Below are 14,383 nucleotides of genomic sequence, written 5' to 3'. Positions count from 1 at the left end.
TCAATGGGAGGCTTGGCTGCGGCGTGACGCAGGCAGCAGTTTGGCAATCGATCCGGCGCTGGCGGTGTGCTGCCCGAAGTTCGCGTTATAGGTGGCGATGATTTCGCCGGCGATGGAGATGGCGATTTCCACAGGCAGCTTGCCTTTGACTTCGCCGATGCCCATCGGGCAGCGCATGCGTTGCACAACGCTGCTGTCGAAACCGCGGTCGCGCAGACGATGTTCGAACTTCACCCGTTTGGTCTTCGAACCGATCAGGCCGAAGTAGGCGAAGTCGTTGCGCTTGAGGATCGCAGCGGTCAGTTCGAGGTCGAGTTGATGGTTGTGGGTCATCACGATGCAATAGCTGCCGGCGGGCAGGTCATCGATTTCATCCACCGGTTCTTCGCTGACGATCTTGCGCACGCCATGGGGGATCTGCTCGGGGAATTCTTCCTCCCGCGAGTCGATCCAGCGCACCCGGCAAGGCAGGCCAGCGAGCAGTGGCACCAGCGCTCGGCCCACGTGGCCGGCACCGAACACGGCGATCTGCGCCTGCACCTGGCCCATCGGTTCGAACAGCAATACCGTCGCACCACCGCAGCATTGGCCCAGGCTGGCGCCGAGGCTGAAGCGCTCCAGATGCGTGTCCTGCTTGCCGCTGGCGAGCATCTCACGGGCGATCTTCATGGCCTTGTATTCCAGGTGCCCGCCACCGATGGTGTCGAAGCTCTGGTTAGCGCTGATGACCATCTTCGAGCCGGCATTGCGCGGCGTCGAGCCGAGCTCTTCGATGATGGTGACCAGCACGCAGGGCTCACCCCGGTTTTGCAGGTCGGCGAGGGCGTCGATCCAGTTGTACATGTTCACCTCGACATCTTTGTTGTCTGTTCGGGCCTCTTCGCGAGCAGGCTCGCTCCCACATGTTGATCTCTGTCATTCACAAAATTTGTGCCCACTGGAGATCCATTGTGGGAGCGAGCCTGCTCGCGAAGGCCGCACCTCGGTCTAGAGCGAAGCCAACTCGGTCTCGGTCTCGACAGCCTTCGCCGCCTTCAGCTGGCGCATCTGCTCACAACCCCACAGCACCCGCTCCGGAGTCGCCGGTGCGTCGATTTTCGGTTGATGCTTGTAATCGCCCAGGCTCGCCACGGCGTCCTTGATCGCACACCACGAAGCGATGCCGAGCATGAACGGCGGCTCGCCCACGGCCTTGGAATGGAACACCGTGTCTTCCGGGTTCTTGCGGTTTTCCACCAGCTTGACGCGCAGGTCCAGCGGCATGTCCGCCGCGGTCGGGATCTTGTAGCTGGCCGGGCCGTTGGTCATCAGCTTGCCCTTGTCGTTCCACACCAGCTCTTCCATGGTCAGCCAGCCCATGCCCTGGATGAAACCGCCCTCGACCTGACCAATGTCGATGGCCGGGTTGAGCGAGGCGCCGACGTCGTGGAGGATGTCGGTGCGCAGCATCTTGTATTCGCCGGTCAGGGTATCGACCAGCACCTCGCAGCACGCCGCGCCGAAGGCGAAGTAGTAGAACGGACGGCCACGGGCCTGGCTGCGGTCGTAGTAGATTTTCGGGGTCTTGTAGAAGCCGGTGCTCGACAGCGACACCTGGGCGAAATACGCCTGCTGGATCAGTGCTTCGAAGGTCAGGATGTGATCGCGGACCCGCACGTGGCCGTTGTGGAATACCACGTCTTCTTCGCTGACCTTGTATTGGCGCGCGGCGAATTCCACCAGGCGTTTCTTGATGGTTTCAGCCGCGTTCTGCGCAGCCTTGCCGTTCAGGTCGGCACCACTGGAAGCGGCGGTCGGCGAGGTGTTCGGCACCTTGTCGGTGTTGGTCGCGGTGATTTGCACGCGGTCCATTTCCACCTGGAACACTTCGGCCACGACCTGCGCGACCTTGGTGTTCAGGCCCTGGCCCATTTCGGTGCCGCCGTGGTTGAGGTGGATGCTGCCGTCGGTGTAGACGTGCACCAAGGCACCTGCCTGGTTGAGGAAGCTGGCGGTGAAAGAGATACCGAATTTCACCGGGGTCAGCGCCAGGCCTTTTTTCAGGATCGGGCTGTTGGCGTTGTAGCGACGGATCGCTTCGCGACGCTCGGCGTACTGGCTGCTTTCTTCAAGTTCCACGGTCATCTCTTCGAGCATGTTGTGCTCGACGGTCTGGTAGTAGTGGGTGACGTTGCGCTCGGTCTTGCCGTAGTAGTTGGCCTTGCGCACCGCCAGCGGATCGAGGGCCAGGTAACGGGCGATGGCGTCCATCACTTCTTCGATGGCAACCATGCCTTGCGGGCCGCCGAAACCACGGTAGGCGGTGTTCGACGCGGTGTTTGTCTTGCAGCGGTGACCGTTGATGGTCGCGTCGCCCAGGTAGTACGAGTTGTCCGAGTGGAACATCGCCCGGTCGACGATCGACGCCGACAGGTCAGGCGAGCAACCGCAGTTGCCGGCCAGTTCCAGGTTGATGCCGTGCAGGCGGCCGGTGCTGTCGAAGCCGACGTCGTACTCGACATAGAACGGGTGACGCTTGCCGGTCATCAGCATGTCTTCGACACGCGGCAGGCGCATCTTGGTCGGTTGGCCGGTGAGGTGCGCGATCACCGCGCACAGGCACGCCGGGCTCGCCGCCTGGGTTTCCTTGCCGCCGAAACCGCCGCCCATGCGGCGCATGTCGACGACGATCTTGTTCATCGACACGTCCAGCACTTCGGCCACCAGTTTCTGCACTTCGGTGGGGTTCTGGGTGGAGCAGTAGACGATCATGCCGCCGTCTTCGGTGGGCATCACCGAAGAGATCTGGGTTTCCAGGTAGAAGTGCTCCTGGCCGCCGATGTGCAGGGTGCCCTGGATGCGGTGCTCGGCGGTGGCCAGCGCCGTGGCCGAATCGCCGCGTTTGTGGGTGTGGCTGTCGAGTACGAAGTGGCGTTTGCGCAGGGCTTCGACCACATCCAGCACGGGCTCGAGGTCTTCGTATTCGATGATCGCGGCCATGGCCGCTTTACGCGCGGTTTCCAGGTCTTTCGCGGCCACGGCGAGCACCGGTTGACCGACGAATTGCACAGTATCGATGGCCAGCAGCGGATCGCCCGGCAGCAACGGACCGATGTCTTTCAGGCCCGGCACGTCTTCGTGGGTGATGGCGATGCGCACGCCTTCGAAGGCGTAGCAGGGCGCGGTGTCAATGCTGATGATTCGGGCATGGGCACGGTCTGACATGCGTGCATAGACGTGCAACTGGTTTGGAAACTCCAGGCGATCGTCGATGTACTGCGCTTCGCCGGCCACATGCTTGGCGGCGCTGTCGTGCTTGACGCTGCGGCCGACACCGGTGGTCAGGTCCTTGGCGAACAGTTCAGCCAGTTCGGCTTGGGTCTTCTCTACGGCGTGATGATTAGACATAAGCGGTCACCCGAGTCTCGATGTGCGGTGTTTGCAGTTCAATGAAGTATTTGCGCAGCAGGTTCTGCGCGCTGAGCAGGCGGTATTCCTTGCTGGCACGGAAGTCCGAGAGCGGCGTGAAGTCTTCGGCCAGGGCAGCGCAGGCACGCTCGATAGTGGTGCTGTTGAATGGCGAGCCGAGCAACGCGGCTTCGCAAGCAGCGGCGCGTTTCGGGATGGCCGCCATGCCGCCGAAGGCGACGCGGGCTTCAGCGACCACGCCGTTCTCCAGGCGAAAGTTGAAGGCTGCACACACGGCAGAAATGTCGTCGTCCAGGCGCTTGGAGATCTTGTAGGCGCGGAACAGTTTTTCGACGCTGGCGCGCGGCACGATGATCTTCTCGATGAACTCGCTTTCCTGGCGCGCCGTGACGCGGTAATCGATGAAGTAATCTTCCAGTGCCAGGGTGCGGCGGGTTTCGCCTTTGCACAGCACGATTTGCGCGCCGAGGGCGATCAGCAGGGGCGGTGAGTCACCAATCGGCGAGGCGTTACCGATGTTGCCGCCAAGGGTGCCCTGGTTGCGGATCTGCAACGACGCGAAGCGATGCAGCAATTCACCGAAGTCCGGGTACTCGGCGTTCAAGGCCTCGTAGCAATCGGACAGGGCCGTGGCGGCGCCGATTTCCAGGCGATCGTCAAAACGTTCGATGCGCTTCATCTCGGCGACGTTGCCGACGTAGATCATCACCGGCAGAGTGCGGTGGAACTGCGTGACTTCCAGCGCCAGGTCAGTACCGCCGGCCAGCAGGCGGGCCTGTGGATAAGCGTCGTAGAGGTCGGCCAGGTCGGCCACGGTCAGCGGCACCAGGCAGCGCTTGTCGCCACTGTTGAGTTCGCCGATATCGGTCGGGGCAATGGCTTTCAGGCGCGCGATGGTGTCGGCCTCGCGGGCGTCGAACTGGTCCGGTTGCTTGGCGCAGCAGGACTGCTCGGCGGCTTCCAGGATCGGCCGGTAGCCGGTGCAGCGGCACAGATTGCCGGCCAGTGCTTCGTGGGCCTTGGCATGGTCCGGCGCATCGCTGTTCTTTTGCAGGGCAAACAGCGACATCACGAAGCCGGGGGTACAAAAGCCGCATTGCGAGCCGTGGCACTCGACCATGGCTTTCTGCACGCTGTGCAGTTCACCCTTGTGCTTGAGGTCTTCAACGCTGATGAGCTGTTTGCCGTGCAGGGACGACACGAACGTCAGGCACGAGTTGAGGCTGCGATAGCGAATGTGTTCACGGCCGTCGTCATCGGTCTGCAATTCGCCGACCACCACGGTGCAGGCGCCGCAGTCACCGCTGGCGCAGCCTTCTTTGGTGCCGGGCTTGCCCACATGGTCGCGCAGATAATTGAGCACGGTCAGGTTCGGGTCCAGGGCGTGCTCGCTACGGAGTTCCTGGTTTAGTAAAAACTGGATCACGGAAGGCCTCGCAGACTCATTATTGTTGTTAACCGACAGGAACTGAATTTAGCAGGTCTGACTTTTCGGTCAATGATTTTCTGACTTAAGGGTCAGGAAATTGCAATTTGTCGACTAACCACCTGTTCCTTAATTATTGTCGTTGGTTCGATCGCCTGCTTTTTTTGCTTGAATCGTGCCAAAAACCTCCGGGCGGGCACTCCGCCCTGATGCAGCAATTGCGCTACACTGCGCCGCTTGTACAGATCGAAGAGTTTGAAGAACAACCATGACGTTCAAGGCGCCGGACAGCCTCGCCGAGCAAATCGCTCACCACCTCGCCGAACGTATCATTCGCGGCGAAATGAAGCCCGGAGAGCGCATCCAGGAACAGAAAGTCACGCTGGCCCTCAATGTCAGCCGTGGTTCGGTTCGCGAGGCCTTGCTGATCCTCGAACGTCGGCACCTGATCGCGATCCTGCCGCGACGTGGCGCCCACGTTACCGAACTCACCGCGCACAAGGTGCGGAGCCTGTGCACATTGATGAGCGAGCTCTACATTCTGCTCGGTAACTCGGTGGCCAGTAGCTGGAAAACCCAGGCCGACATGGCGCCGTTCGTGCAGATCCAGCAGCGCCTGACGGCCAGCTACGAGCGTCAGGACATCCGCACCTTCGTCGACGACAGCTTCAATGTGATGCGCGCCGCGTATCCGTTCGCCAACAACCCGTACTTGCAGGAAACCGTCGAGAATCTGCAGCCGGCCATGAGCCGCGCGTATTTCCTCGCCCTGGACCAGCGCAAAGCGTCGATGAGCGAATTCCTGGAACTGTTCGAGCGCTTGCTCGCTGCCGTGCTGGCCCGTGATTTTCCGCAGATCCGCGAAGTGCTGACGGCTTACGCCCAGCGCAGCTGCGATCTGGTGGTTTCTGCCCTGACGGACGCCTGAGCGTGCGGCTCAAGTGCATCAAGCTGGCGGGGTTCAAGTCCTTCGTCGACCCGACTACGGTGAACTTCCCCAGTAACATGGCGGCGGTGGTCGGGCCCAATGGCTGCGGCAAATCGAACATCATCGACGCCGTACGCTGGGTGATGGGCGAGAGTTCGGCGAAGAACCTGCGCGGCGAGTCGATGACCGACGTCATCTTCAACGGCTCCACCAGCCGCAAACCGGTGAGCCAGGCGAGCATCGAACTGGTATTCGATAATTCCGACGGCACGTTGCTCGGCGAGTACGCCGCCTATGCGGAAATTTCCATTCGCCGCAAAGTGACCCGCGACAGCCAGACCACCTATTACCTCAACGGCACCAAATGCCGGCGCCGCGACATCACCGATATCTTTCTCGGCACCGGCCTCGGCCCGCGCAGCTACTCGATCATCGAGCAGGGGATGATCTCCAAGCTGATCGAGTCCAAGCCCGAAGACCTGCGTAACTTCATCGAAGAAGCGGCGGGCATCTCCAAGTACAAGGAGCGCCGGCGCGAGACGGAAAACCGCATCCGCCGCACCCACGAAAACCTTGAGCGCCTGACCGACCTGCGCGAAGAGCTCGAGCGTCAACTCGAACGCTTGCACCGCCAGGCCGAGGCCGCCAAGAAGTATCAGGAATTCAAGGGCGAGGAGCGTCAGCTCAAGGCCCAGCTGTCGGCCCTGCGCTGGCAGGCGCTGAACGATCAGGTCGGCCAGCGTGAAGCGATCATCGGCAACCAGGAAGTTTCTTTCGAAGCCCTGGTGGCCGAACAGCGCAATGCCGACGCAAGCATCGAACGCCTGCGTGACGGCCACCACGACCTCTCGGAACGCTTCAATCTGGTGCAGGGGCGCTTCTACTCGGTTGGCGGCGATATTGCCCGGGTCGAGCAGAGCATCCAGCACGGTCAGCAGCGTTTGCGCCAGTTGCAGGACGACCTGAAAGAAGCCGAGCGCGCTCGCCTGGAAACCGAATCTCACCTGGGCCACGACCGCACGCTGCTGCTGACCCTCGGCGAAGAGCTGGACATGCTCACCCCGGAACAGGAAGTCACCAGCGCCGCCGCCGAAGAGGCCGCTGCCGCGCTGGAAGAGTCCGAAACCACCATGCACGGCTGGCAAGAGCAGTGGGATACGTTCAACCACACCGCGGCCGAACCACGACGTCAGGCCGAAGTGCAGCAATCGCGGATCCAGCAACTGGAAACCAGCCTGGAGCGCCTGGCGGACCGGCAGAAGCGTCTTGGCGAAGAACGCGCCTTGCTCTCGGCGGACCCGGAAGACGCGGCGATCATGGAGCTCAGCGAGCAGCTCGCTGAATCCGAAGCAACCCTTGAGGATTTGCAGACCAGCGAAGAAGCGCAGGTCGAAAAGCTCGAACAGTTGCGTCAGGAACTGCAGCAGGCTCTGACGGCACAACAGCAGGCCCAGGGCGACTTGCAGCGGCTCAACGGTCGGCTGGCTTCACTCGAAGCCTTGCAGCAAGCCGCGCTCGATCCGGGCACCGGCACCGCCGAATGGCTGCGTGAACAGAATCTTGCGAATCGTCCGCGCCTGGCCGAAGGCCTGAAGGTTGAGGCCGGTTGGGAGCTGGCGGTGGAAACCGTGCTTGGTGCCGACCTGCAAGCGGTGCTGGTCGACGATTTCAACGATTTCGATCTGTCCGGGTTCGCCCAAGGCGATCTGCGCTTGCTCAGCCCGGCCAGCGATGGCATACGGGTGCCGGGCAGCTTGCTGGACAAGGTCGAGGCGCAGATCGATCTGTCGCCGTGGCTGGGGCAGGTCAAGCCGGTCGACAGTCTCGAACAGGCCCTGGCCTTGCGCGGTCAACTGGCTGCCGGGCAGAGCCTGGTCAGCCGCGACGGTTACTGGGTCGGTCGGCATTTTCTGCGGGTGCGTCGGGCCAGTGAAGCCGAAAGCGGCGTGCTCGCTCGCGGTCAGGAAATCCAGCAACTGGGCCTTGAACGCGAAGAGCGCGAAGCCGCGGTCGAAACCCTGGAAACCCGACTGCAGAATCTCAGGGCGCAGCAGCGTCAGCAGGAAAACGGTCGCGAACATCTGCGCCGTTTGCTGCAGGACGAAGCACGCCAGCAAGGTGAATTGAAGGCTCAATTGTCCGCCGGCAAAGCCAAGGCTGAACAGTTGACCCTGCGCCGAACCCGCCTCGACGAAGAGCTCACCGAGCTGGACGAGCAGCGGGCCCTGGAACACGAGAACATCGGCGAAGCGCGCCTGCAGTTGCAGGAAGCCCTCGACAGCATGGCGCTGGACACCGAGCAGCGTGAGTTGCTGTTGGCCCAGCGCGACAGCCTGCGTGAACGTCTGGACCGGGCGCGTCAGGAAGCCCGGCAGCACAAGGATCACGCCCACCAGTTGGCGGTGCGTCTGGGCTCGCTCAAGGCGCAGCACGATTCCACACGCCAGGCGCTGGAGCGTCTGGAGATGCAGTCCGAGCGGCTGACGGAAAAACGCGAGCAACTGAGCCTCAATCTGGAGGAGGGCGAAGCGCCACTGGAAGAACTGCGTCTGAAACTCGAGGAGTTGCTCGACAAACGCATGACCGTCGACGAAGAACTCAAGACCGCGCAGATCGCCCTCGAAGACGCCGACCGCGAACTGCGCGACGCCGAGAAGCGCCGCAGCCAGGCCGAACAGCAATCCCAGTTGATTCGCAGCCAGCTCGAAACCCAGCGCATGGAATGGCAGGCCCTGAGCGTACGCCGCAAGACCTTGCAGGACCAATTGCTGGAAGACGGCTACGATCTCCATGGCGTACTCGCGACGTTGACCGCCGAGGCCAGCGAGAAGGACGCCGAGGAAGAGCTCGAGCGCATCGCTGCGAGGATCCAGCGCCTGGGCGCGATCAACCTGGCGGCCATCGATGAGTACCAGCAACAATCGGAACGTAAACGTTATCTGGATGCGCAGAACGACGATCTGGTGGAAGCGCTCGATACCCTCGAGAACGTGATTCGCAAGATCGACAAGGAAACCCGTAACCGTTTCAAGGATACCTTTGATCAGATCAATGGCGGTTTACAGGCGCTTTTCCCAAAAGTTTTCGGTGGAGGCCGCGCGTATTTGGAACTGACGGGCGAAGATTTACTCGATACAGGGGTAACAATCATGGCGCAGCCGCCCGGAAAGAAGAACAGCACCATCCATTTGCTCTCCGGCGGCGAAAAAGCCCTGACCGCATTGGCCCTGGTTTTTGCGATCTTCAAATTGAACCCGGCGCCGTTCTGCATGCTCGATGAGGTTGACGCGCCACTGGATGACGCTAACGTTGGACGCTACGCGCGATTGGTAAAAGAAATGTCACAGACAGTGCAGTTCATCTATATCACCCACAACAAGATCGCCATGGAAATGGCCGAGCAACTGATGGGAGTGACGATGCACGAACCCGGTTGTTCGCGTCTGGTGGCAGTGGATGTCGAGGAGGCGATGGCAATGGTGGATGCCTGAGTCGTGGTTGCAGGAAAGAGTGTTTACGGTTTGTAGGACTCTTTTACTGGCTTCGACCTGCTGGCCAATCGACATATTCGCGCTAGCCAATGTGGTAGACGGTGTAAAGTTACCTTTGGTCGTGCTAGTTTAATGTCAATTTTTCGTATACGTGGGCAAAACGCCTGTCAGAACATAGAGTTGGCGCCACGTTTTAAAGCGGTTTGCAGGTTGTAAACCCCTTATTTTTCAGCATTTTTCATAGAGGCACGGGATTACATGGAAATCGGTCTGCGCGAGTGGCTGATCGTCATCGGCATTATTGTCATTGCCGGTATTCTTTTCGATGGCTGGCGCCGTATGCGCGGCGGCAAGGGAAAACTGAAGTTCCGTCTTGATCGAAGTCTGTCCAGCCTGCCGGACGAGGAAGGCAGCACCAGCGCCGAGCTGCTGGGCCCGCCACGCGTGCTGGACACACATAAAGAGCCGCAACTGGACGAGCAGGATCTGCCGTCGGTGAGCATGCCGGCCCGCGAGCCTCGCGAGTCGGGGTCCAAGCGCGGCAAGCGTGGCCACGGCGAACCTTCCCAGGGCGACATGAACCTCAGCCTGGATCTGGACGGCGGCCCGAGCTTCAGCAGTCGCGACGACGACTTCCCGGATGACACCAAGGCTTCGCCTTCGGTCAACGGCAAAGAACAACCGCAAGCTGAAGAAGTGCTGGTGATCAGCGTGATCTGCCGCGACGCTGCCGGCTTCAAGGGGCCGGCGCTGTTGCAGAACATTCTGGAGAGCGGCCTGCGTTTCGGCGAAATGGATATTTTCCACCGTCACGAAAGCATGGCCGGCAACGGCGAGGTGCTGTTCTCCATGGCTAACGCGGTCAAGCCGGGCGTATTCGACCTGGACGACATCGACCACTTCAGCACCCCGGCGGTGAGCTTCTTCCTCGGTCTGCCAGGCCCGCGTCATCCCAAGCAAGCCTTCGATGTGATGGTGGCAGCGGCGCGCAAATTGTCCCAGGAGCTCAACGGCGAACTGAAGGACGACCAGCGCAGCGTACTGACCGCCCAGACGATCGAGCACTACCGTCAGCGCATCGTGGAATTCGAACGCCGCGCTTTGACCCAGAAGCGTTAAAGTCAAAAGATCGCAGCCTCGTTTCACTCGACAGCTCCTACAGGGTTCGCGGTTTTCTGTAGGCGCTGTGTAGGAGCTGTCGAGTGAAACGAGGCTGCGATCTCTTGAACCTGATGAGATTAAATAGGAGCAGCCTCGGCTGCTCTTTTGCTTTATGAGAGAACACCCATGACCGCCGCCAAGAACCGTATTTTAGAGCTGCGCGCTGAGCTGGATCAGCACAACTATCGCTACCACGTGCTCGACGAGCCGAGCATTCCGGACGCCGAATACGACCGCTTGTTCAACGAGCTCAAGGCGCTGGAGGCGGCCAATCCCGAACTGATCACCAGTGACTCGCCAACCCAGCGAGTGGGCAGTGCGGCGCTGTCGGCGTTTACCCAGGTGCGTCACGAAGTGCCGATGCTCAGCCTCGGCAACGCCTTCGAGGAAACCGACATGCGCGAGTTCGATCGCCGCGTGACCGAGGGCCTGGATTTGCCAGCGGGCGACCTGTTCGGTGGCGGCGCGACAGTCGAGTACAGCTGCGAACCCAAGCTCGATGGCCTGGCCGTCAGCCTGCTGTATCAGGACGGCGTACTGGTACGCGGCGCCACGCGCGGCGACGGCACCACAGGTGAAGACATCAGCGTCAACGTGCGCACCGTACGCAACATTCCGCTCAAGCTGCACGGTACTGGCTGGCCGGCGACCCTGGAAGTGCGCGGCGAGGTGTTCATGTCCAAGGCCGGTTTCGAACGGCTTAATGCCACGCAGCTGGAAGTTGGCGGCAAGACCTTCGCCAACCCGCGCAACGCAGCGGCGGGCAGTTTGCGCCAGCTGGATTCGAAGATTACCGCCAATCGTCCGCTGGAGTTCTGCTGCTACGGGATCGGCCAGGTGTCTGCCGATATCGCCGATTCCCACATCGGCAACCTCAAGCAGTTGCAAGCCTGGGGTATGCCGATCAGCCACGAACTGAAGCTGGCCAACGGTATCGCTGAATGCCTGGATTACTATCGCGACATCGGCGAACGTCGCAGCGCGCTGCCGTATGAAATCGACGGCGTGGTGTTCAAGGTCAACAGCATTGCCTCCCAGCGCGAACTGGGTTTTCGCGCCCGTGAGCCGCGTTGGGCCATCGCCCACAAATTCCCGGCGATGGAAGAACTCACCGAACTGCTCGATGTGGAATTCCAGGTCGGCCGCACCGGTGCGGTGACGCCGGTGGCGCGTCTGAAACCGGTCAAGGTCGCGGGTGTCACGGTGGCCAATGCAACGCTGCACAACATGGACGAAGTCGCGCGCCTGGGCCTGATGATCGGCGACACGGTGATCATTCGCCGCGCCGGTGACGTGATTCCGCAGGTGGTGCAAGTGGTCATGGAGCGTCGTCCGGAAAACGCCCGGCCGGTGCAGATTCCCGAGCGGTGCCCGGTGTGCGGTTCCCATGTCGAGCGCACGCAGCTGATCAAACGCAGCAAGGGGCGCGAGACGGTCAGCGAAGGCGCGGTGTATCGCTGCGTCGGTCGCCTGGCCTGCGGCGCGCAACTCAAGCAGGCAATCATTCACTTCGTTTCCCGTCGTGCCATGGACATCGAAGGCCTGGGCGAGAAGAGCGTTGAGCAACTGGTCGACGAAGGCCTGGTGAGTTCGCCGGCCGATCTGTACGCCCTGACTTTCGAGCAGATCGTCGATCTGGAAGGCTTTGCCGAACTGTCGAGCAAGAACCTGCTCGGCGCCATCGAAGACAGCAAGAAGCCGAGCCTGGCACGGTTCATCTACGCCCTCGGGATTCCCGATGTCGGTGAGGAGACGGCCAAGGTCCTGGCGCGCTCCCTGGGTTCGCTGGAGCGGGTGCAACAGGCCTTGCCACAGGTGCTGACGTACTTGCCGGATGTCGGGCTGGAAGTCGCGTACGAAATCCACAGCTTCTTCGAGGACGCGCATAACCAGCAGGTGATCGCTGATTTGCTCAGGCATGGCATGCAGATTCAGGATCAGGGCGAGTTGGGGGCCGAGTTTTCGGCGAGCACCACGCTGGGTGGTTTCCTCGACAAGTTGCATATCCCCTTGGTCGGTCCGGGTGGGGCGCAGAAACTGGCGGACAAATTCGGTTCGCTGCAGGCGGTGATCGGTGCAGATTGGCTGGACATGCGTCAGGCGCTGCCGGAGAAACAGGCCAATTCGGTACGCGAGTTTTTTTCGGTCGAAGAAAATCGCCAATTGGCCGAAGCGGCCGAGAAGCAGCTGGCCGATTTCGGCATGCACTGGCAGAGCGAGAAGAAGGTCGTCGAAGGCCTCCCGCTGGCCGGGCAGACCTGGGTGCTGACCGGCTCGCTGGAGTTGATGAGCCGCGATGTGGCCAAGGACAAGCTCGAAAGTCTGGGGGCCAAGGTGGCGGGCTCGGTGTCGGCCAAGACCCATTGCGTGGTCGCAGGTCCTGGCGCCGGGTCGAAGTTGGCCAAGGCTAATGAGTTGGGGCTGAAGGTGCTGGATGAAGAGGCGTTTGTTGAAACATTGCGCGGGTACGGCAAGGTAGATTGAGTAGCAATTCAACCTGTAGGAGCGAGCCTGCTCGCGATGGTGGATCAGGCGCATTGATGTCGACTGACACTCCATCGCGAGCAGGCTCGCTCCTACAGGTGTTGCGTTCGACCTGGGAACGATCCTTCTTGGGAAATGATCTAGTCTTGGCAAGCCCCAGGGAGAGATCGCCATGTACCCTTTCTTCGAGCAGCTCAGCTCGCGCATCGCCGCGCCGTTCATGGGCGAGCGTTCACGCAACAGCAAGGTCTGGTCCTGTCGTTGCGGGCAGTCGTTGTTCTTTCGCAACAGCCAGTGCCTGGCTTGTTCAACGGCGTTGGGTTATCAGCCGGAGCGGAGTCGCCTGTCTGCGCTGCAACCGGGTGTACAAGCGGGCACCTGGCTGCTTGATGTCGATCCCGGGGCTGGCCTGTTTCGACGCTGCGCCAACCTCGACTCCCCGGCAGCCTGTAATTGGTTGCTGCCAGCCAATGACCATGACGTCTTGTGCATTGCCTGCAGCCTCAATCGCACCATTCCTGATCTGTCGATAGCCGAAAACCACGAGCGCTGGGGCAAGGTGGAAACCGCCAAGCGGCGTCTGGTCGCGCAATTGCTCAGTCTGGGGTTGCAGGTGATTCCCAAAACAATCGATGAAGAGACTGGCCTTGCCTTCGATTTCATTGGCGTGGACCTGGAAGGAAAGCTGCCGACCACGGGCCATGCCAACGGCCTGGTCACCCTCGATATCAAGGAAGCCGACGACGCCCACCGCGAGCAGGTGCGGGTGCAAATGCACGAACCCTATCGCACGTTGCTCGGGCATTTTCGTCACGAAGCCGGGCATTACTACTGGGACCGATTGATCGCCAACAGCCAGTGGCTTGAGCCTTTTCGCGATCTGTTCGGTGATGAGCGCGCCAGCTATGCCGAAGCCCTCGAGCGACATTATCAGCAGAGCGCGTCGCTTGACTGGCAGCAGCACTACGTCAGCACCTACGCCACCATGCACCCGTGGGAAGACTGGGCCGAGACCTGGGCGCATTACCTGCACATGATGGATGCGGTGGACACCGCGCTGGGCTTCGGCATGAGCGCCCGGGACATGGACTTCGACTATCAACCGTTTCCGCTGGATACCCTCTACGATCCGCAGCATCCCGATGGCGCGGCATTTCTGTCGTTCGTCAACGCCTGGATCGAACTGGCCGGCATGCTCAACGAACTGTCGCGCAGCATGGGGCAGCCGGATTTCTATCCGTTCGTCCTGCCGCCGGCGGTGATCGCCAAGCTGCACTTCATTCATCTGGTGATTCAGCAGGAGGGCGGCAGGGCGGATGAGGTGTTGGCGCAATAGGATCAAAAGATCGCAGCCTGCGGCAGCTCCTACATGGATCGGTGTACACCTGTAGGAGCTGCCGCAGGCTGCGATCTTTTAAGGCCAGCGCATGTCCTTGAAGCAGCTCATATTTTTTAATATCCCCGAACGGTTGTAACTTCGCCTCA

The 14,383-nt window shown here is 61.1% G+C and carries 8 protein-coding genes; 5 read left to right on the top strand and 3 right to left on the bottom strand.

The annotated features are described in order from the left end of the window. The 3 genes from xdhC to xdhA all read right to left on the bottom strand — a co-directional run bounded on the left by xdhC (window position 1) and on the right by xdhA (window position 4,834). Window positions 1-843 carry a xanthine dehydrogenase accessory protein XdhC gene (gene xdhC, locus KGA83_RS24185; protein WP_108218895.1) on the bottom strand — a complete coding sequence of 281 codons (843 nt, stop codon included), beginning with the start codon at window positions 841-843 and terminating at the stop codon, window positions 1-3. A gap of 144 nt (window positions 844-987) precedes the next feature. Then, on the bottom strand, window positions 988-3,387 hold the full coding sequence (xdhB, locus tag KGA83_RS24180) for a xanthine dehydrogenase molybdopterin binding subunit (RefSeq protein WP_108218894.1): 2,400 nt from the start codon (window positions 3,385-3,387) through the stop codon (window positions 988-990). Further along, window positions 3,380-4,834, bottom strand: a complete 1,455-nt coding sequence (gene xdhA / locus KGA83_RS24175) for a xanthine dehydrogenase small subunit (protein ID WP_108218893.1) — start codon at window positions 4,832-4,834, stop codon at window positions 3,380-3,382. The genes xdhB and xdhA overlap by 8 nt, the downstream gene beginning before the upstream one ends. 268 nt (window positions 4,835-5,102) lie before the next feature. Here xdhA and KGA83_RS24170 point away from each other — a divergent pair, with 268 nt between their 5' ends. The 5 genes from KGA83_RS24170 (at window position 5,103) to KGA83_RS24150 (ending at window position 14,234) form a co-directional block, all read left to right on the top strand. Then, window positions 5,103-5,762: a GntR family transcriptional regulator gene (locus KGA83_RS24170; RefSeq protein WP_223531082.1), complete on the top strand. Its 660-nt coding sequence runs from the start codon at window positions 5,103-5,105 to the stop codon at window positions 5,760-5,762. A 2-nt stretch (window positions 5,763-5,764) separates the two neighbouring features. Beyond that, window positions 5,765-9,253 (top strand): chromosome segregation protein SMC, encoded by a 3,489-nt coding sequence (gene smc / locus KGA83_RS24165; protein WP_223531081.1) that lies wholly within the window; start codon window positions 5,765-5,767, stop codon window positions 9,251-9,253. 258 nt (window positions 9,254-9,511) lie between these two features. Further along, window positions 9,512-10,372, top strand: coding sequence for a cell division protein ZipA (gene zipA, locus KGA83_RS24160; protein WP_108218890.1), 861 nt, complete (start codon window positions 9,512-9,514; stop codon window positions 10,370-10,372). A 168-nt stretch (window positions 10,373-10,540) separates the two neighbouring features. Next, window positions 10,541-12,898, top strand: coding sequence for an NAD-dependent DNA ligase LigA (ligA, locus tag KGA83_RS24155; RefSeq protein WP_223531080.1), 2,358 nt, complete (start codon window positions 10,541-10,543; stop codon window positions 12,896-12,898). Window positions 12,899-13,070: 172 nt separating this feature from the next. After that, window positions 13,071-14,234: a putative zinc-binding metallopeptidase gene (locus KGA83_RS24150; RefSeq protein WP_223531079.1), complete on the top strand. Its 1,164-nt coding sequence runs from the start codon at window positions 13,071-13,073 to the stop codon at window positions 14,232-14,234. Window positions 14,235-14,383: the final 149 nt, after the last annotated feature.

Origin of the sequence: Pseudomonas sp. GL-R-19 (assembly GCF_019956375.1) — a bacterium.
Classification (GTDB): Bacteria; Pseudomonadota; Gammaproteobacteria; order Pseudomonadales; family Pseudomonadaceae; genus Aquipseudomonas.
The sequence above is the reverse complement of the archived record's forward strand: the minus strand, read 5'-3'. Positions and strand labels throughout refer to the sequence as shown.

Coding starts and splice junctions, on each gene's coding strand:
- KGA83_RS24150 (WP_223531079.1), top strand. CDS start 13,071: ATGTACCCTTTCTTCGAGCAGCTCAGCTCGCGCATCGCCGCGCCGTTC.
- xdhC (WP_108218895.1), bottom strand. CDS start 843: ATGTACAACTGGATCGACGCCCTCGCCGACCTGCAAAACCGGGGTGAG.
- xdhB (WP_108218894.1), bottom strand. CDS start 3,387: ATGTCTAATCATCACGCCGTAGAGAAGACCCAAGCCGAACTGGCTGAA.
- zipA (WP_108218890.1), top strand. CDS start 9,512: ATGGAAATCGGTCTGCGCGAGTGGCTGATCGTCATCGGCATTATTGTC.
- ligA (WP_223531080.1), top strand. CDS start 10,541: ATGACCGCCGCCAAGAACCGTATTTTAGAGCTGCGCGCTGAGCTGGAT.
- KGA83_RS24170 (WP_223531082.1), top strand. CDS start 5,103: ATGACGTTCAAGGCGCCGGACAGCCTCGCCGAGCAAATCGCTCACCAC.